17 protein-coding genes and 1 pseudogene are annotated in these 17409 nt (G+C 75.7%); 7 read left to right on the top strand and 11 right to left on the bottom strand.

Going from position 1 to position 17409, the window contains the following annotated elements; genetic code table 11:
- The first annotated feature begins 23 nt into the window (after positions 1 to 23).
- Entirely contained in the window at positions 24 to 605 is a 582-nt protein-coding gene (locus tag H488_RS38625) for a radical SAM protein (RefSeq protein ID WP_441295106.1), read from the top strand.
- Positions 529 to 885, top strand: a pseudogene (locus H488_RS38620) (GTP 3',8-cyclase MoaA); the annotation flags it as partial. The gene H488_RS38625 and the pseudogene H488_RS38620, both read left to right, overlap by 77 nt.
- Before the next feature lie 241 nt (positions 886 to 1126).
- Here the strand turns inward: H488_RS38620 and H488_RS38125 are convergent.
- Entirely contained in the window at positions 1127 to 2032 is a 906-nt protein-coding gene (locus H488_RS38125; protein ID WP_017834756.1) for a lysylphosphatidylglycerol synthase domain-containing protein, read from the bottom strand.
- Positions 2033 to 2126: 94 nt separating this feature from the next.
- Here H488_RS38125 and H488_RS0119145 point away from each other — a divergent pair, with 94 nt between their 5' ends.
- Complete coding sequence (locus tag H488_RS0119145; protein ID WP_190274527.1) at positions 2127 to 2894, top strand: CDP-alcohol phosphatidyltransferase family protein; 768 nt, start codon at positions 2127 to 2129, stop codon at positions 2892 to 2894.
- Here the strand turns inward: H488_RS0119145 and H488_RS37695 are convergent.
- The 4 genes from H488_RS37695 to H488_RS34190 form a co-directional block, all read right to left on the bottom strand.
- Positions 2887 to 4455, bottom strand: coding sequence for a glycosyltransferase (locus tag H488_RS37695; protein WP_441295105.1), 1569 nt, complete (start codon positions 4453 to 4455; stop codon positions 2887 to 2889). The genes H488_RS0119145 and H488_RS37695 overlap by 8 nt on opposite strands.
- Positions 4456 to 4943: 488 nt before the next feature.
- Positions 4944 to 5363: a 6-pyruvoyl trahydropterin synthase family protein gene (locus H488_RS34200; protein ID WP_017834754.1), complete on the bottom strand. Its 420-nt coding sequence runs from the start codon at positions 5361 to 5363 to the stop codon at positions 4944 to 4946.
- Positions 5364 to 5390: 27 nt separating this feature from the next.
- Positions 5391 to 6398 (bottom strand): zinc-dependent alcohol dehydrogenase, encoded by a 1008-nt coding sequence (locus tag H488_RS34195; protein WP_017834753.1) that lies wholly within the window; start codon positions 6396 to 6398, stop codon positions 5391 to 5393.
- A 115-nt stretch (positions 6399 to 6513) separates the two neighbouring features.
- Entirely contained in the window at positions 6514 to 6984 is a 471-nt protein-coding gene (locus tag H488_RS34190; protein ID WP_017834752.1) for a MarR family winged helix-turn-helix transcriptional regulator, read from the bottom strand.
- A gap of 75 nt (positions 6985 to 7059) precedes the next feature.
- Between H488_RS34190 and H488_RS34185 the strand changes: the two genes are divergently transcribed.
- The 3 genes from H488_RS34185 (at position 7060) to H488_RS34175 (ending at position 9308) form a co-directional block, all read left to right on the top strand.
- On the top strand, positions 7060 to 7707 hold the full coding sequence (locus H488_RS34185; protein ID WP_017834751.1) for a maleylpyruvate isomerase family mycothiol-dependent enzyme: 648 nt from the start codon (positions 7060 to 7062) through the stop codon (positions 7705 to 7707).
- A gap of 73 nt (positions 7708 to 7780) precedes the next feature.
- Positions 7781 to 8314: an alpha/beta fold hydrolase gene (locus tag H488_RS34180; RefSeq protein WP_017834750.1), complete on the top strand. Its 534-nt coding sequence runs from the start codon at positions 7781 to 7783 to the stop codon at positions 8312 to 8314.
- 52 nt (positions 8315 to 8366) lie between these two features.
- The gene (locus tag H488_RS34175; RefSeq protein WP_150110404.1) at positions 8367 to 9308 is read left to right on the top strand and encodes a serine hydrolase; all 942 of its coding nucleotides are present in this window, start codon (positions 8367 to 8369) and stop codon (positions 9306 to 9308) included.
- Between the two features lie 2 nt (positions 9309 to 9310).
- Here the strand turns inward: H488_RS34175 and fmdA are convergent, their stop codons facing one another.
- The 6 genes from fmdA to H488_RS34145 form a co-directional block, all read right to left on the bottom strand.
- The gene (gene fmdA / locus H488_RS34170; RefSeq protein ID WP_017834748.1) at positions 9311 to 10564 is read right to left on the bottom strand and encodes a formamidase; all 1254 of its coding nucleotides are present in this window, start codon (positions 10562 to 10564) and stop codon (positions 9311 to 9313) included.
- 40 nt (positions 10565 to 10604) lie between these two features.
- Positions 10605 to 10889 (bottom strand): FmdB family zinc ribbon protein, encoded by a 285-nt coding sequence (locus H488_RS34165; protein WP_017834747.1) that lies wholly within the window; start codon positions 10887 to 10889, stop codon positions 10605 to 10607.
- 162 nt (positions 10890 to 11051) lie between these two features.
- On the bottom strand, positions 11052 to 12479 hold the full coding sequence (locus tag H488_RS34160; RefSeq protein WP_017834746.1) for an FAD-binding oxidoreductase: 1428 nt from the start codon (positions 12477 to 12479) through the stop codon (positions 11052 to 11054).
- A 112-nt stretch (positions 12480 to 12591) separates the two neighbouring features.
- Entirely contained in the window at positions 12592 to 14394 is a 1803-nt protein-coding gene (locus H488_RS36250) for a M23 family metallopeptidase (RefSeq protein ID WP_017834745.1), read from the bottom strand.
- A 184-nt stretch (positions 14395 to 14578) separates the two neighbouring features.
- The gene (locus tag H488_RS34150; RefSeq protein ID WP_017834744.1) at positions 14579 to 15103 is read right to left on the bottom strand and encodes a mycothiol transferase; all 525 of its coding nucleotides are present in this window, start codon (positions 15101 to 15103) and stop codon (positions 14579 to 14581) included.
- 111 nt (positions 15104 to 15214) lie between these two features.
- Entirely contained in the window at positions 15215 to 16732 is a 1518-nt protein-coding gene (locus tag H488_RS34145; protein ID WP_017834743.1) for an MFS transporter, read from the bottom strand.
- 122 nt (positions 16733 to 16854) lie between these two features.
- Here H488_RS34145 and H488_RS34140 point away from each other — a divergent pair, with 122 nt between their 5' ends.
- Complete coding sequence (locus H488_RS34140) at positions 16855 to 17400, top strand: TetR family transcriptional regulator (RefSeq protein WP_031283706.1); 546 nt, start codon at positions 16855 to 16857, stop codon at positions 17398 to 17400.
- The last annotated feature ends 9 nt before the right edge of the window (positions 17401 to 17409 follow it).

Genomic DNA, 17409 nt, shown 5'->3' with positions numbered 1-17409 from the left:
CCCCCGCCGAGATCACCCGCATCGTGCGCGTGGGCGTCGAGCAGCTCGGGGTCACCGAGCTGCGCCTGACCGGCGGGGAGCCCCTGGTGCGGGCCGACCTCGAGGACATCATCGCCGGGGTGCGTGCCGCCCACCCGGAGCTGCCGGTGTCGCTGACCACCAACGGCATCGGCCTCACCACCCGCGCGGCCACCCTGGCGGCGGCGGGGCTGACCCGGATCAACATCTCCCTGGACTCCCTGGACGCGGCGACCTTCCGCACCCTCGCCCGCCGGGACCGGCTGACCGAGGTGCTGGCCGGGGCCGAAGCGGCGGCTGCGGCCGGGCTGTCCCCGGTGAAGATCAACGCGGTGCTCATGGCCGGGGTCAACGACCACGAGGCCCCGGAGCTGCTCGCGTGGGCGCTGGCGCGCGGCTTCGCGCTGCGGTTCATCGAGCAGATGCCCCTGGACGCCGACCACGGCTGGACCCGGGCGGAGATGGTCACCGCCGCCGAGATCCGCCACCGGCTNGCGGTTCATCGAGCAGATGCCCCTGGACGCCGACCACGGCTGGACCCGGGCGGAGATGGTCACCGCCGCCGAGATCCGCCACCGGCTCGGTGAGCGGTACCGGCTGACCCCGCACCCGGGCCCGCGCGAGGGCGCCCCGGCCGAGCTGTGGGATGTGCACCCCCGCACCCCCACCCCGGACGAAACCCGGGCCGCCGGCGCCGGGGGCTCCGGTGGCGAGCCGCTGGGCACGGTGGGGGTCATCGCCTCGGTCACCGAGCCATTCTGCGGCGACTGCAAGCGGACCCGGATCACCGCCGAGGGCAGGATCCGCTCCTGCCTGTTCTCCCACGAGGAGGTCGAGCTGCTGCCGCTGCTGCGCACCGGTGCCACCGACGCCCAGCTGGCCGAGCGCTGGCGGGCGGCGATGTGGGCGAAACCGGCCGCCCACGGCATGGACCACGTAGGCCTGNCTGGCCGAGCGCTGGCGGGCGGCGATGTGGGCGAAACCGGCCGCCCACGGCATGGACCACGTAGGCCTGGACTCCTCCGACTACGTCCAACCGGAACGCCCCATGAGCGCGATCGGCGGCTGACGCGCACCACGGGCCTCCCGACGCCGGGGGACCGGCTCGTCAGCCGCGGGGAGAACCGGCGCGGGGAGAGCCGGTGCGCCGGGGCAGCAGCCAGCCCGCCAGGACCACGGCTCCCGGCAGGGCCGAGATCAGGGCGAGCAGCCCGTAGCCGATCGAGATCGCGAAGCCGGTCCCGGCGGGCAGGCCGTGGGCCATCGCGGCCAGGGTGGTGATCCCCTCCCGCGGACCCCAGCCGCCCACCCCGACGGGCACGGACATCCCGGCGAGGCCCAGCACGGTGGTCCCCCACAGGTTCGCCAGGGTCTCCTGGGGTGCGGTGCGCACGGCCGCCAGCAGGAACAGCCCCTGGTAGCAGGCCCAGGCGAGCACGGACAGCGCCCAGACCCCGGCCCGGTCCCGCGCCGGGGCGCCGCTCGTGGAGCGCCAGGCGACGGCCCCGACGGCGAGCGCCCCGAGGCCGAGGGCCGCGGCGAGCCAGCCGCCGACCGCCAGGGCCGGGACGACCCCGGCCGCGAGGAGCACGGACGTCCCCGCCAGCCGTTCGCCCAGCACGGAGCCGCCGGCGCCGGGCCAGCTGTCGCCGCGCCGGCGGCGGCGCAGCACCCGCACGGCGTCCCCGGTCACACCCCCGGGCAGCAGCAGGTTGACGAGCCCGGACGCCCAGCACTCGCCCAGCGCCTCCCGGAAGCCGATCGGCGTGGCCCGGCTGCGGGCCACCAGCCGCCAGCGCTGGGCCTGGGCCGCGGTGGCCACGAGCCCGACGCCCAGGGCGAGCGCCACCGTGGCGGGGGTGAGGATCCCGACGGCGCTGCGGACCGCGTCCGTGCCGAGCACGCGGAACAGCATGGCGAGGAGGACCAGCCCGGCCACCGCCTGCCCGGCGGCGAGCAGCACGCGGAGAACGGGCCGCCGCCGCGTGAGGGCGGGCGTGGTCTCGGCGGGCATGGGCGCAGTCTAGCCACCGCCCGCCGCCGCCCCGGATTGACGCGGCGGGCCGTGCCCGCCCAGGATGAAGACCCCCGACGCGGAAGGCGACCGCATGCCCCTGGCCCGTTCCACCGGCCCGCACTCCTCGGCGCGCCGGGACGGTCTGCTCGCCTTCGTGGTGCTGGGCGGCGCCCTCGCGGCGCTCCTCCTCCTGGCGGACGCGGCGCTCCCCGTGCTGGCGTGCTCGGTGCTGCTGGGTCTCGCCGTGCTCGGGGCGGTGGTGCGCAGCACCGTGCGCCGCCGCGGCGAGCCCTACGGCCCCGCCGACCGGGTCACCGTGGGCCGCTCCGTGCTCGTCGCCCTGGCCGCCGCGCTCCTGCCCGTGGGGCTGGCCCCGGTGCTGGGGCAGGACGGGGGCCGGCCCGCCGACGCCTGGTGCTGGGCCGTGTTCGCCGTCGCGCTGCCCGCGTGGCTGCTCGACGGGATCGACGGGTGGGTGGCGCGCCGCACCGGGACCGCCACGCGCGCCGGGGCCCGGTTCGACCAGGAGGTCGACGCCGTGCTGCTGCTGCTCCTCTCGGTGGCGGTCGCCGCCCGGATCGGGCTGCCGGAGGCGTGGTGGGTGGTGGTGATCGGCGCCCTGCGCTACCTCTTCCTGCTGGGCCTGCGGGTGCGCCCGGCGTGGCGCCGCGAGCTGCCCTTCTCCTCGTACCGGCGGGTGGTGGCGGGGATCCAGGGCGGCGTCCTGCTCGGCGCGCTGGTCCCCCTGATCCCGCTGCCGCTGGCCGTCACGGCCACCGTGATCGCGCTCGTCCTGCTGCTGGTGTCCTTCGGCCGGGACGTGCTGTGGCTGGAGCGGTGCGCCCGCGGCCTCAGCTGACGGGCGGCAGGCCGAGCACGTCCGCGTGCCCCACCGTGGCCCGCAGCCGGCCGCGGGCGCAGTCCACCAGGCGGGTCCGCAGCCAGGCGTGGGCCTCGGCCGTGAGGTCCGGGCGGTGCTCCACGGCGGCGTCCGCGCGGTCGGCGAGGAACCGCTCCAGGAGGGGCCGGGCCCACGGCTGGTCGGAGATCCACCAGGGGGTGGGCGTCACGTCCACGACCATGCCGCGCTCCTGCAGGGCCTCCGCGGCCAGCCGCACGGCGTCGGTCCCGGCGAGCTCGCCGCGGTGCTGGTGGTCCTCGAAGGCCCCCAGCACCGAGGGGTCCAGGTGGTGGGGCGGGTCGAGGAGGACCTCGCCGTCGACGGTCAGGGCGAGGAGCGCCGGCACGGCCTCCTCGGAGAGCACGCGCGCCAGGTCCCGGAGCTGCTGCCGGGTCAGCAGGTCGAGCAGGGCGGAGCACGTCACGAGCCGGCGGGCCGCCGGGTGCTCCGCGAGCACCCGGCCGAGCTCCTCGACCCCGGCGAGGACGGGCACGACGTCGGCCCCCTCCGCCCGGGCGGCGGCCACGGCCTGGTCGAGCAGCTCGCGGTCGTGGTCGAGCAGGATCCAGCGCTGGGGGCCGGGGAGGTGCCGGGCGAGCCAGGCCCGGTTCGCGCCCGTCCCGGCGCCGAGGTCCACCACCACGACCGGCTCGGTGTCCGCGGCGCCGGGGGCCGTGGCCGGCGGCAGCTGCTCCCAGTGCCGCACGATGCGGGCGATCAGCGGCAGGGAGTCCTCGCGGGCCGCGGCGTCGGCGGGCTCGCGCAGGGCCAGCCAGTCGCCGGCGACAGGACGGTCGGGGGCGGAGTGGTTCGTCATGACGGTCTCCTGGTGCGGTCGGGGTCGTGGTCGGGACTGCGTCCGAGGGCGTCGGACGGGTCGAAGGACGGGTCGAAGGGCGGGCCGATCGCCGCGAGGACGTCGCGGGCGGTGTCCGTCCAGCTGCGCAGACGGTCGCGGCGGGCCAGTGCTTTTCGAACCGTTTTTCCGCGCCGCCTNCCTCGCCAACAAAAAATTCTTTCGAAAAAGCCAGTCGCGCAGCACCGCGGTCCAGGCGGACGGGTCGGCGAGGTCGAGGGCGGCACCGGCCCGGAGGCCGGCGCCGGGCGGAACACCGGTGTCGGGCGCACCCCGGGGCCCCGGCGTGCCGTCGAGGGCCTCGACCGCACCGGTGCCGGCCGCGACCACCGCGGGCACGCCGTGGGCGAGCGCCTCGGTGACGACCATGCCGTAGGTCTCGGTCGTGGAGGGCAGCAGCAGCAGGTCGGTGCGCGCCCACTGCCGGGCCAGCGCGGCGCCCTCGAGGGGACCGGGGCAGCGCACGCGCCCCGGATCGGGGAGGTCCCGGACCGCGGCACGCAGGGTGCGGACGTGCCCGGGGTCGCCCTCGGGGCCGACGAGGTCGAGGGTCCAGCCGAGGGCGGTCAGCGGCGCGAGGGCCTCCAGCAGGAGGCCCTGATTCTTGCGCGGGGTCAGGGACGCCAGACAGGTCAGCCGCGGCGGGCGCGACCCCGCGGCCACCGGTCCGCGCTCGGCCCCCGGCTCGGCCACGACGGCGTCCGCGGTGCCGTAGCGGCGGAGGAGGTCGCGGGCCGCCCAGGCGCTGGGCGCCAGCACGCCGGTGGCGGCGGCGAGAGCGGTCGCCTCCCGCCGGGCGAGCTCCGTGGCGGCCGCGGGCTCCAGCCCGGTCTCGGCGGGCAGGGGCAGGTGCACGAGCAGGTGCACGGGCACCCCGGAGCGCACGGCGTCGTCGACCGCCTCCGGTGCCGCGCACCCCACGAGGCCGTCGAGGACGACCGCCCGCCCGGGGGCCGGTGCGCCCAGCGCGCGCCGCAGCCGGGCCCGGGCGGCACCGTCCGGCGCGGGCCAGCACCCGGCCACCGGCACGAGCCGGGCCGGGCGCCCCAGGGCGTCCAGCGCCGCCACGAGCCGGCGGTCGTAGAGCGAGCCGCCGGTGGGCCGCCCGCCGTCGTCGGGCACCACCACGTCGATGCCCGCGCGCGCGGTGCTCACCGGGCGGGGGCGGGCCCGCCGCGCTCGCTCAGCACGGGCAGCTCGAGGGTGTAGGAGGCCCAGGCGTCGGGGGTCTCCCGGAGGGTCACGGTCAGCCGCTCGAGCCCTTCGACGAACGCCGCCCCCGCCGCGAGCCGCTCGGCGACGTACTGGGCCAGGACCTCCGTGGTGGACAGCCGCCCCGCGAAGTCCGGGTGCTCGTCGAGGTTGCGGTAGCGCAGCCCGTCGAGGACGCCCGCGAGCAGGTCGTTGGCCACGCCGATGTCCATGACCACCCCGTGCTCGTCGAGGACCGGCCGGGACCAGGTGGTCTCCACCACGTAGGTGGCCCCGTGCAGGTTCTGGGCGGGGCCGAAGAACGGGTCCGGCAGGCTGTGGGCGATCATCATGTGGTCTCGGACGGTCAGGGTGAACACGGAGCTCCTCGGGTCGGTGGGGGGCGGTCAGTCGTAGTGCACCACGTGGCACAGGACGTCCGGGGCTCCTGCGGCGAGCCGTGCCATCGTGGCGGGCAGCTCCTCGAACGAGGAGCTCCCGGAGAGCAGGGCGTCGAAGCGGGGGTCCCGGAGGGCGTCCAGCGCGGTGGCGAGCCGGTCGGCGGTCGTGCGGCGGGCCCGGCGGGCGGGGGCGACGACGCCCACCTGGCTGGCGCGCAGCTGGAGCCGGCGGGCGTGGAAGTCGGCGCCGAGCGGGACGGCAGGGTCCTCGTCGCCGTACCAGGACAGCTCGATCAGCTCCCCCTCGTCGCCGAGCAGCTCGAACCCCCGCGCCAGGCCGGCGGCGGTGGAGGAGGCGTGCAGGACGACGTCGCACTCCCCCGCGGCGTCCTCCGGCAGCACGTGCTCCACGCCGAGCCGGGCCGCGAGCCCCCCGCGGGACGGCTGCGGGTCCACGAGCTGCAGCCGGGCCAGCGGGAAGCGGGCCAGCAGCGCGGCCGTGCACGCGCCGATCATCCCGGCGCCGACCACGGCCACGCGGTCCCCGAAGCGGGGCGCGGCCTCCCACAGCGCGTTGACGGCCGTCTCCACCGAGCCCGCGAGCACCGCGCGCCCGGAGGGGACGTCGTCGGGCACCGGGGTCACGGCGGAGGCCGGGAGCACGTAGCGGTCCTGGTGGGGGTGGAGGCTGAAGACCCGCCGGCCCACCAGGTCCTCCGGCCCCTGCTCCACGACGCCCACGGAGAGGTAGCCGTACTTCACGGGGCCGGGGAAGTCCCCCTCCTGGTACGGGGCGCGCATCCGCCCGTGCACGCGCGCCGGGACGAGGCCGCGGTGGACGAGCGACTCGGTGCCGCGGCTGACCCCGGAGCGCAGCGCCCGCACCAGGACGTCCTCGGGGCCCGGGACGGGCAGCTCCGCGGTGCGCAGCTCTCCCCGGCCGGGCTCCACGGTCCAGTAGGCGCGGCCGGTGCGGGGGTCCTCCGGCGGGGCGGGGTGAGCGGCGTCGGTCATGGTCCCATTGTGTCCTGACGGCCGCGCCGCGCCACCGGGTGACCACGGCGCGCCCCCGTGACCCCCGTGCCCCCGGCCGACCACGCCGCCGCGGGGTCGGCCGGGCGCTGCCGGGTCAGCCGGGCGCCCCGTGGTCGGCCGGCGGGGAGCGGACGTCGCCGGGCTCCTCGTGCAGCTCGGCGAGCGCCCGGCGCAGCGCGGCATAGCGCCGCGCCCCGAGCCGGCGCCGCCACTGCTCCTCCACCTCGGCGACCACCCCGGCCGCCACCGCCTGGGCGGCCCGGCCGCGCTCGGCGACGCTCACGAGCCGCGCCCGGGCGTCGGCGGGATCGGGGCGCCGCTCCACGTACCCCTCCTCCTCCAGGGCCTGGACGAGGAGGCTGGCCGTCTGCTTGGTGACCCGGGCCTGCTCCGCCAGCTGCACCGTGCGGGTGCCGCCCGGGCCGATGCGCTGGAAGATCCGGGCCTGCGCGTAGGAGAGGTCCGCGAAGCCGGCGGCGTGCAGGGCCTCGACCACCCGGATCTCCATGTCCCGGTACGGGTAGTACAGCAGCAGCCCGGTGTTGGTCCTCGCGTCCTCGTGCATGCCCACCCCTTGACAGCCTGGCCGTCGCCGCCGGAAAATTCAGTCAGGAAACCTGACCATTTGGAGGAGATTATCATGGACCGCGACGCCATCTGGGACGCCGTCCACCGGGAGCGGTCCGCGCTGGCGGACCTGCTCGAGACGCTCCGCCCCGAGGAGTGGGACCACCCCACCCTCTGCTCGGGATGGGCGGTGCGGGACGTCGCGGCCCACGTCATCGCCTCGCCCCAGGTCGGTCTCGCCGATCTCGTCCCGGCCCTGTGGCGGGGCCGCGGGGACTACAACCGCGCCCTGTACCTGGACGCCCGGGCCCGCGGTCGCCGGCCGGTCGAGTCGATCCTCGCCGACTACCGCCGCCTGGACGGCTCGAGGCGCCACCCGCCGGGCACGACCGTCCGCGAGCCGCTGCTGGACGTCCTGGTCCACACCCAGGACATCGTCCTGCCCCTGGGCCGGCACCACGCCATGCCCCCGGAGGCCGCGCGCACGGCCGCCGACCGGGTGTGGTCCATGCCCTTCCCGTTCCGGGCGCGCCGGAGACTGCGCGGGGTGACGCTGACCGCGACCGACGTCGACTGGCGCGCCGGCAGCGGCCCCGAGGTCCGGGGCGCCATCGACGCGCTGCTGCTGCTGCTGACCGGCCGCACCGCGGCGCTGGACCGGCTCGAGGGGCCCGGCCTCGACGTCGTGGGAGCGGGCCCGGGAGCCTCCCGCCGCTCTTGACACCTCGCCGCGGCGGCGGGGACGCTGGTGGAGGCGGCGTCCGCCGTCACCTCCCCCGTCCCCGAGGTGACCCATGGTCCAGCGCATCCTCTTCCTGCACGGTGCCGGGCCCCAGCCCCGCACCGGCGACAACCCGGTGCTCGAGGCCGTGCGGCGGCAGTGGCCCGATGCCGACCTCGTGGCCCCGGACCTCCCGAGCCCGGAGGACCCCGACCCGGACCAGTGGCAGGAGGCGATCGGCCGGGCCGTCCGCGCCATCCCGGACGAGCCCTGGGTGATCGTGGGCCACTCCCTCGGCGGGTCCGAGGCCCTGCGCTTCCTCTGCCACCGGATCCCCACCCTGCTGCAGCGCGTCGTGACCGTGGCGGCCCCGTGCTGGTGCCCGGAGCACCCGGACGTGGAGGAGCAGGGCTTCGCCCTGCCCTCCACCGTGGGCCGGAAGCTCGCCGACCTCGAGATCGTCGTGGTCCACGCCGAGGACGACGACGTGGTGCCCCCCGCCCACGCGCGCTGCCTCACCGAGCGGCTGCCCTCGGCCCAGCTCGTGCTGCTCCCCTCCGGCGGGCACCTGCCGACGTCCTGGACGGACCGGGGTCTCATTGCGTGAGGCGGACCCGCCCGGCTCGGCAGGACGGCCGCCGTGCGAGAGCATGGGCACCATGAGCCGATCGCACCCGCAGCACCGCAGGACCGTCCGCACCCTGGGGGCCGCCGCGCTCCTCCTGGGACTCACCGTCCCGGCCCCCGCGGCGGCGGTCCCGGCCGCCCCGGGCGGCGCGGCCGCCACGACCGCGGCGGTCACCGTCCCCGCCTCCTGCGGTCCGGCCGCGGGTCCGCTGCCCACCGCGGTGGGACCCGCGGCGCAGGACGACCGGCGCGCCCTGACCACCGCGCTGGACGGGCTGAGCGCGGCGGTGGGCGCCGAGATCGGGCTGCTGGTGCAGGACGCGGACGGCCGCACGGTCTTCGCCCATCGCCCCGAGGTGTCCGGCATGGAGGCCAGCCTCTCCAAGGTCCCGCTGGCCCTCACCACCATGCGCCTGGCCGCCGAGCGGGACGGCCGGCTCACGGAGCAGCAGCGGGCCCTGATCCGCGACAGCGTCCACGAGAGCGGCAACGAGTCCACCACCGCTCTCTACGGTGCGCTCGGGCCCACGCTCTCCGCCATGGAGGGCGAGCTCAACGAGACCTACGACCTCATGGGCGTCAGCTCGACCCGGTCCTCGGGCGGCTGGGGCCACAACCTGACCACCGCCTCCGACCAGCTGGCCGTGCTGGGCACGGTCGTCCGCGGGGCGGACTGGCTGCCCGAGGAGGACCTGGCCTGGCTGCGGGAGCAGATGCGGCCCACCCATCCGTCCCAGACCTGGGGCGTGGGCGCGGCCCGCGAAGACGGGTCCGGGGCGGCGGACTCCCTCGTCAAGAACGGGTGGCTGCCGGACGCCGGCGGCGCGTGGGACACCCACAGCGTGGGGCGCACGGTGTCGGGCGGGACCGCCCACCACATCGCGGTGCTGGGCTCCGGCTATCCCTCCGCGGCCTGCGGCCAGGACGTGGCCACCGCCGTGGTCGACCTGTACCTCGCGCTCGGGACCGGCTGAGCTCACGCGGCCGCGTGCGGCGCCCCCGCGCCCGGATCCACCCGGTGCGGTCCGGACGCGGACGGCCGGACGTCGAAGTCGAAGATCGCGGTGGGCAGATAGACCGTGGCGCAGGAGTTGGGGATGTCCACCACCCCCGAGAACCGGCCCTCGATCGGCGCGGCGCCCAGCAGCAGGTACGCCTGCTCCGGGGAGTACCCGAACTTCGTGAGGTAGTCGACGGCGTGCAGGCACGCCCGCTGGTAGGACAGCTGCGAGTCGAGGTAGCGCTGCTCCCCGTCGAGGGTCACCGAGGTGCCGGAGAAGGCGATCCACTCGCTGTACTGCGGGTCCGTCCTGCCCGGCAGGAAGATTGCGTTCTCCGTGACCCCGTAGGTCTCCATGCCGCCCTTGATGACGTCCACGTGGAAGTCGATGAACCCGCCCATCTCGATGGCGCCGCAGAACGTGATCTCGCCGTCGCCCTGGGAGAAGTGCAGGTCGCCCACGGAGAAGTTCGCGCCGTCCACGAAGACGGGGTAGAAGACGCGGGTGCCCTTGGTGAGATTCTTGATGTCCTGGTTGCCGCCGTTCTCGCGGGGCGGCGCGGTGCGCGCGGCCTCCGCGGCGACCCGCTCGACGTCCGGGCCGGGAACCCCGCCGAGCAGGGCGTTCTCCGGCTCGGGCGGCAGCGCCAGGGGCGGGACCCGGTCCGGGTCGGTGGCGATGAGCGCCCCTTCGCGCGCGTTCCACCGGGCCAGGAGCTCCGCGGAGGGCGCGGTGCCCATCAGGCCGGGGTGGACGATGCCGGTGAACGACACCTCCGGGATGTGCCGCGAGGTCGCAGTCTGGCCGCGGAAGTCCCAGATCGCCTTGTAGGCGTCCGGGAACCGGTCGGTGAGGAAGCCGCCACCGTTGGACCGCGCGAAGACGCCGGTGTACCCCCAGCCCTGCCCGGCCAGGGGGCCGGAGTCCTCCTGCGGGATCGGGCCGACGTCGAGGATGTCGACGACGAGCAGGTCGCCCGGCTGGGCGCCCTGCACCGCGAACGGGCCGGAGAGCTTGTGCACGGTCGTCAGCGGCGCGTTGAGGACGTCCTCGGCGGAGTCGTCGTTGACGATCGCGCCGTCGAACCACTCCCGGCAGTGCACCCGGAACGTGTCCCCCGGTCGCACGGTGGCCACCGGGGGGATCTCCGGGTGCCACCGGTTGTGCCCGACCAGCTGCTGGTCCTCGAACGGCCGTGACGAGTCCAGGGGAAAGATGAGCTCCGGCATGACGTGCCTCCTTGGCGGCTGTGCTGCGGTGGTGTGCCTCTCAGGGCCGGGGAAGTCTGCGGTGCAGGGGGTTGCCGGTGGTGCGGGTCGCTCGCCGGGAGCCGGGCGGGGGCGCGGCGACGACGTCGGGCTCCGCGGCGGTGCGCTCGGTGCGCTCGATCAGCCGGGCCTCGGAGGTGCCGGCCCGGGAGAGCCCGGGCGCGCTCATCAGCCGCCGCGCCGCGGAGCCGCAGCCGGGGCAGTCGCTCTCGCGCGTGGCCGCACCCATGGCCAGGAGGACCTCGAAGTCGCCGCACTCCCGGCACCGGTACTCGTAGATCGGCATGCGGGGCGCCTCCCGTGAACGCTGGGTCTCTGGACTGACGACCCTAGTGCGGGGTCCGTGGCCGGGGAAGGGCTGCCATCGACATCGCCCGGACATGACGGGGCGGGGCCGCAGGTTCCTCGGGGCGCGAGCTCGCACCAGGAGGCCCTGCCGGACGTGCGCTCAGGGCCGGCCGGGCGGCACGTTCAGGTTGTGCCGGAAGAGGTTCCCGGGATCGTAGCGGTCCTTGAGGGCGGCCAGCCGCTGGTGCTTCTCCCGCCCGTAGGCCAGGCGGGCCGCCTCCGCCGGGTCGCCCCCGAGCTCGGCGTCGGGCCCCATGAGGCCGACGTACTCGCCGTGCTCGGCGAACGGCTGCATCGTGCCCCGCACGGTCCGCACGAAGGCTGCGAGGTGCTCGTCGTCGGCCGGGTCGTGCCGGACGCCGTGCACCGTCAGCCAGTACCGCGCGGACCGGTTGGGGAAGGCGGTGGCCTCCTCGGGCACCCTGCCGAAGGCGCCCTCGAGGTGGTGGACGTCGATGCCGGTGCCCCGGCAGGTGATCCCGGAGGCCAGCCCGACGAGGACGTCGACGACCTCGTCGTCCAGCCGGGAGAAGGGAAGGTTGCGCCAGTGGCCGTGCGAGCCCCGGGGGAAGAAGCCGTCCCGTGCCCCCTGCCACGCGAGCCAGGGCGTCGGGCCCATCTCCTCGGCGTCGGGCGGAGCGTCCTCCCGCAGTCCGTCGACGACGTCCAGGCCGACGGCGTGATCCTCCGAGACCCAGCTGAACCCCACGGTCAGCACCGGCTCCTCGCCCATCCCGGCCGCCGGGGGCGGGATCGCGAAGGTGAGGACCGGGTTCATCTCGTCCGGCAGACCGCGCGACCACGCCGCGAAGGCGGACAGGGCACCCTCCCAGCGCGGCCTGCGGTAGTGGAGGTTCCCCGCGAGCACGGCGGACGGCAGCCGGCGGGCCCGGAAGGTGAAGGAGGAGACCACCCCGAGGTTGCCCCCGCCGCCGCGGAGCCCCCAGAACAGCCCGGCGTTCTCCTCCTCGCTGACGTGCAGGTGGTCGCCGGCTGCGGTCACGACGTCGGCGGAGTCCAGGTTGTCGAGGCTCAGCCCGTTGCTGCGGGTCAGCCACCCCATGCCCCCGCACAGGGTCAGCCCCGCCACGCCCACCGCGCCGGTGAGGCCGCCGGGAACGGCGAGGCCGTGCCGGGCCGTGGCGCGGTCGAGAACGGCGAAGGTGGTGCCGGGCTCCACGCTCACGAGCTGGTTCGCGGGATCGACGACGACGCCCCGCAGCCGCCCGAGGTCCAGCACCAGGCCGCCCTCGACCGTGCCGTGGCCCGCCACGCCGTGCCCGCCGCCCCGCACCGCCAGCGGCAGGCGCGTGCGCTGCGCCGCGGCCAGCGCCAGGTCGATGTCGGCGAGGTCCCCGGCCCGCACGAGAGCCCGGGGACGGGCGTCGATCAGGCCGTTCCAGACGCGGCGGGCCCTGTCGTAGTCGGCGTCCCCCGGCTCCACCAGCGCCCCGGCGAGACGGTCCCGGAGTTCCTGGAGCGCCCTGGCCGTCCCGTGGTCCGGCGCACCGTGGTCGGTGGTGCTCATGGTTCCCGCTCCTGCGCGAAAATAATTCGTCGGCCCGGGGGCAAATTCTAGTCGTCCGCGTTCCCGACTCGGCAGATGACCTCGTCACGCCTGCATAACTCCGCGCGCGACGTCAGGGACGGGCGGTCCCGTCCGCTCCGGCGGCCGGCCCGGGCTCGGCGTCCGGCTCCGCCCCGGCGGCACCGGCGCCCTCTGCGGGGCCGGCCGGGTCGGTGGTCCCGGTCCGGCCGGTGGCCGGCTCGGCCGCGGCCTTCGGCGCCGGGCTGTCCGGCTCCGCGTCCTGGTCGTTCGGGATCCCGTCGCCGTCGCGGTCCGGGTCGTCCTCGTTGCGCAGGCCGTCGCCGTCCAGGTCCGGGTCCTCGTCGTTGGGGAAGCCGTCCCCGTCGAGATCGGGGTCCTCGTGGTTCAGCAGGGGGGCGCCGTCGAGGAGGTCGCCGTCCAGGTTGTCGTCGTCGACGTCCGGGATCCCGTCCTTGTCGGTGTCCCGCTGCGCGTCCGGAATCCGCGGGGCGACTCCCGGTTCGAGCTCGGGCTCCACGTCGGGCTGAGGCGCGGGCTTCACCACGGGCTGAGGCTCGGGCTTTACCACGGGCTCGGGTGCCACCGGAGGCAGGTCTGGCTCCTCGAGTACTGGCGGGGCCGGAACGGGATCGGGCACGTCAGGATCGACCGGAGGAGCAGCCGGCACGGATGGGGCAGCCGGCACGGCCGGGATGGCAGGGGTGGCCGGCACGGGTGGGGCAACCGGAGCCGGGGCGGCCTCCGCCTGCTGCACGGGCGGCTTGGCGTTTCCGGCCTTCTCGGCCTCTGCTCGCTTCGCGGCCTCGGCCTTCTTGGCGACCTCCGCCTTCTTCACCGCATCGGCTTTCTTCGCAGCCTCGGTCTTCTTCGCGGCCCCTGCCTTCTTCGCCGCCTCGGTCTTCTTGGCGGCCGCCGCCTTCTTCATCGCCTCGGCCTTCTTCGCGGCCTCGGCCTTCTTCGCCGCCTCGGCCTTCTTGGCGGCCTCCGCCTTCTGCGCGGCCGGGTCCTCGACCGTGTCCGGGACGGGGACCTCGAGGGAGTACTTGCTGCGGGAGGCGGGGATGACGCGCATGCCGTCGACCCAGTCGAAGGACTGCGGGTCGACGGCCTGCCCGTCCACCCAGGTCTCGAAGTGCAGGTGCGGGCCCGTGACCCGAACGCCGGTGGCCCCCACCGTGCCGAGCTGCTCGGAGGCGGCGAGCCGGTCCCCGGTCCGGACCCGGACGTCCTCGAGGTGGTTGTAGGTGGTCCTGATCCCGTCCGCGTGGGTGACCTCCACCCGGTTGCCGCCCCAGACGTCCCAGAACACGGCCGTCACCACGCCGTCGAGGGCGGCGACGACGGGCAGGCCCGCCGCGGCGGAGACGTCGGTGCCGTTGTGGAACTCGCGCCCGCCGCGGTCCGGGGCGATCCGCCAGCCGAACTGGCCGCCGGGCAGGACGGCGCCGGGACGGGCCGGCGCGATGATCGTGTTGACTGGCAGCTCGCCCTGGTACAGCTTCGGCGCCTGCCGGCCCGGGCGCACGGTCGAGGCCGACTCGCGCCCCCCGTCACCGCGGCCCGTCCCGGCCCGCCAGGAGCCCTGGCCCGCGCCGCCGTCCCGCACGGGCGAGGTCGTGCGGTCGTCCCGCAGCGGCCCGGCCGGCGGAGCGGGCCGCTCCTGCCCGGCCGCGAGCAGGCTCCATCCGCTGTCCCGCTGCTCCGTCCGCTCCGCGGAGGCCGCCGGGGCGCCGAAGGCCGAGCCCCGGCCCTGCCCGGTGTCCGGGCTGATGCCGGAGCTGACCGCCACGCTGACGGCCACCAGCGCCGAGAACGCGGTGAGCGCGGTCACCGGCGAGGACGCGCGCTGGCGCAGACCGGGGCGGGCGGAACGGCGAGAGGAGTCGCGGGGCATGACGGTGTTTCCCCCAGGATGTCGCGACGAGCGACGTGAAGATCGTGCAGGAGTTCGAGGTGCTGGGACCCAGCGTGATCAGCTTAAGCGAACGGAGTCTGACCACCGAGGAAACTCCCGTCCCCACATCAGCGCCTTGTCATGCGACGACTTGATGCAAACGCAAACGCCTCGGGTCGGACGGTCAGTAGGGCCCCGACCACCCGTCCTCGAGCAGACCGCGGACGTAGGCGGCCTGGCCGAGGTGCTGCGCGGCGTCGTCGACCGTGCTCACCAGGCGGGCGCCCCGGGTGACGGGCGGGGTCCACGACCGGTCCACCACGTCGTCCAGCTGAGCCTCCGTGAGTCCGTGCACGTACGTCACGGTGCGCTCGACCACCGCGTCGAGGTAGCCGCGCAGCAGGTCGGGGGACGCCACCCGGATCCGCGCGACGTCCTCCGGCCCGTCTCCGAAGCCCATGGAGGAGTCCGGGACGTCGAGGCCGAACCGCCCGCTCCATCCCTCGGCGGTCCACACCTCCTCCGTGCCGGCGAGCTGGGCCACCTGTGCGTCCTGCTGGCGGGACGCGTGCCACACCAGCCAGACCACGGAGTTCGCGGTCCCGCCCGGCATGGTGTGCAGCACCTCCGCCGAGATGCCCTCGAGCACGTGCTCCGCCACCTCGGACGGGCGGCGGGCGGCGTCCTCGAACAGTTCTTGCGGCGTCATCGCGACCACTCCTTCCTCGCCGGGGCCGGGCCGGCCCCTGCCGCCGAGCCTACGTCCCCCAGGGGCCGTGGCGCCGGGTCCCGATGAAGTGACGGCCCGGGTGCGGGCGGGTCAGCGCACGGCCGGCCGCAGCATGCGGGCGACCGTGAACGCCGCCAGGACCACCACGGCCGTCATGACCAGCGCCGTCCAGTGCATGCCCGCCGTGAACGCAGCGACCGCCGCCTCCTGCACCGCCGGACCGAGCGCCCCGGCGCCCTCCGCGACCTCGACGGCTCCGCCGAGGGTCTCGTGCGCCGCGGCCGAGGAGCCGGCGTCCAGGGCCGTGGGCAGGTCGAGGTGGCGCTGGTAGAAGGCGGTCATCAGTCCGCCGAGCACGGCCGTGCCCAGCACCGCACCGACCTCGTAGCCGGTCTCCGAGATCGCCGAGGCCGCGCCGGCCTTGTGCGGCGGGGCCGCCGTGAGGACGAGGTCGTTGGACAGCGTCTCGGCGAGCCCGATGCCGGTGCCCACCAGGCAGAAGGCCACGAGGACCACCACAGCGCCGGCGGTCGCGGAGAGGTCCGCGAGGGTGACCACGAGGAAGCCGGTCGAGGACAGGAGGATCCCCGCCGTGATCACGGTCCGGGGGCTCAGCCACCGCACGGCGCGCACGGCCACGAAGCCGGCGAGGACCGTGAGGACGAGGCCCGGGACCATGGTCAGGCCCGCGGTCATCGGGTCCAGACCGACCACGAGCTGCAGGTACTGGGTCAGCATGAACAGGAACCCGTAGAGCCCCACGTTGCCGAGCACGTTGACGGTGACGCCGCCGCGGAAGCCCGGGTGCCGGAACAGGCCGAGGTCCAGCATCGGGTGCGCCAGGACCGCCTGGCGCCGGACGAACAGCACACCGGCCAGCACGCCGAAGGCCGCGCTGAGCAGGCCCTGGAAGAGCTCCCCGGAGGCCGTCGCCGCCTTGATGCCGTAGACCACGGGGGTCATGGCGAGCATGGCGAGCAGCACGGACGGGACGTCCACCGGCCCGGGCCGGGGGTCGCGCGACTCCGGCACCAGCAGGGGGCCGAGCACCAGCAGGGGCAGCAGCACCGGCACGGACATCAGGAACACCGAGCCCCACCAGAAGTGGTTGAGCAGGAAGCCCCCGACGATGGGGCCCAGTGCGGCGCCGCCGCTGAAGCCGCCGGCCCACACCGCGATCGCGATCCGGCGCTGCCCCGGGTCCAGGAAGATGTTGCGCAGCAGGGACAGGGTCGCAGGCATCAGCATCGCGCCGAAGAGCCCCATGGCGGCCCGCCCCGCCACGAGCAGCTCGGCGGTGGGCGCGAAGGCCGACGCCGCGGAGACGGCGGCGAAGCCCGTGCCGCCGATCAGCAGCAGCCGCCGGCGGCCGATCCGGTCCCCCAGGGAGCCCATGGGGATGAGCAGGCCGGCGAGCACGAGGGGGTAGACGTCCACGATCCACAGCAGCTGCGCCCCGGTGGGGTGCAGCGCCTGGGAGATGGTGGGCAGCGCGAAGCTCAGGGCCGTGTTGTCGACCGACACGAGCAGGACGGGCATCATCAGGACCGCGAGCGCGGCCCATTCGCGCGCACCGGCCGTGGGGCGGGGCGTCAGCAGAGTGGTCATGGTTCACCTCCGGGGAACGGATCGGGAGCGGACAGCCTCAGTAACTGTACCGTCTAGACGGTACAGTTATGGGCGAGCTGACACAATGGGCACCACGTCCGACCCAGGGAGGTCTTCCTCACATGCCCCGCCCACCCGTGGCCCGGGACAAGCTCCTGGCCGCCTTCGAGCAGATCGTCCTCGACGACGGCGAGCGCGCCGCGACCCTCGACGCCGTCGCCGCCGCCGCCGGAGTGTCCAAGGGGGGTCTGCTCTACCACTTCCCGCACCGCCAGGCCCTCGTGGACGCGACGCTGCAGCGCCTCGAGGAGCTCATGCAGCTGGACCTCGAGGCCATGGCGGCGGCGCCGGACGGGGCCGCGCGCTACTTCCTGGTCACGTCCCTGTTCGAGGACAGCCGGCTGGACCGGGCCCTGATCGTGGCCTCCCGGCTGGTCCAGGCCGGGGACGAGAACGCCCGGGCCGCCCTGAAGCGGCTCGAGGTGGCATGGTACGAGCTGATCCTCGCGGACGTGGGCGACCCGGTGGTGGCGACCGCGGTCCAGCAGATGGGCGACGGGCTCTACCACAACGCGTCGATCGGCTTGCTGCCCGACGGCAGCGCCCGGCGGCACACCATCCTGGAGCACCTCCTGGCCGCGGTGGACCGGCTCAGCCCACGCCCCTGAGCGCACCGC

It is taken from the genome of Kocuria sp. UCD-OTCP (assembly GCF_000349605.1).
Taxonomy (GTDB): Bacteria; Actinomycetota; Actinomycetes; order Actinomycetales; family Micrococcaceae; genus Kocuria; species Kocuria rosea.
Note: the sequence above shows the minus strand (reverse complement) of the source record. Positions and strands in the feature narration are given on the sequence as shown.

Bases quoted from the DNA above. Each gene is read 5' to 3' on its own strand.
- fmdA (WP_017834748.1), bottom strand. From the start codon at position 10,564: ATGCCGGAGCTCATCTTTCCCCTGGACTCGTCACGGCCGTTCGAGGAC.
- H488_RS34175 (WP_150110404.1), top strand. From the start codon at position 8,367: ATGAGCCGATCGCACCCGCAGCACCGCAGGACCGTCCGCACCCTGGGG.
- H488_RS0119145 (WP_190274527.1), top strand. From the start codon at position 2,127: ATGCCCCTGGCCCGTTCCACCGGCCCGCACTCCTCGGCGCGCCGGGAC.
- H488_RS36250 (WP_017834745.1), bottom strand. From the start codon at position 14,394: ATGCCCCGCGACTCCTCTCGCCGTTCCGCCCGCCCCGGTCTGCGCCAG.
- H488_RS34145 (WP_017834743.1), bottom strand. From the start codon at position 16,732: ATGACCACTCTGCTGACGCCCCGCCCCACGGCCGGTGCGCGCGAATGG.
- H488_RS34190 (WP_017834752.1), bottom strand. From the start codon at position 6,984: ATGCACGAGGACGCGAGGACCAACACCGGGCTGCTGCTGTACTACCCG.
- H488_RS34150 (WP_017834744.1), bottom strand. From the start codon at position 15,103: ATGACGCCGCAAGAACTGTTCGAGGACGCCGCCCGCCGCCCGTCCGAG.
- H488_RS34165 (WP_017834747.1), bottom strand. From the start codon at position 10,889: ATGCCGATCTACGAGTACCGGTGCCGGGAGTGCGGCGACTTCGAGGTC.
- H488_RS38125 (WP_017834756.1), bottom strand. From the start codon at position 2,032: ATGCCCGCCGAGACCACGCCCGCCCTCACGCGGCGGCGGCCCGTTCTC.
- H488_RS34180 (WP_017834750.1), top strand. From the start codon at position 7,781: ATGGTCCAGCGCATCCTCTTCCTGCACGGTGCCGGGCCCCAGCCCCGC.
- H488_RS34195 (WP_017834753.1), bottom strand. From the start codon at position 6,398: ATGACCGACGCCGCTCACCCCGCCCCGCCGGAGGACCCCCGCACCGGC.
- H488_RS34160 (WP_017834746.1), bottom strand. From the start codon at position 12,479: ATGAGCACCACCGACCACGGTGCGCCGGACCACGGGACGGCCAGGGCG.
- H488_RS34140 (WP_031283706.1), top strand. From the start codon at position 16,855: ATGCCCCGCCCACCCGTGGCCCGGGACAAGCTCCTGGCCGCCTTCGAG.
- H488_RS34185 (WP_017834751.1), top strand. From the start codon at position 7,060: ATGGACCGCGACGCCATCTGGGACGCCGTCCACCGGGAGCGGTCCGCG.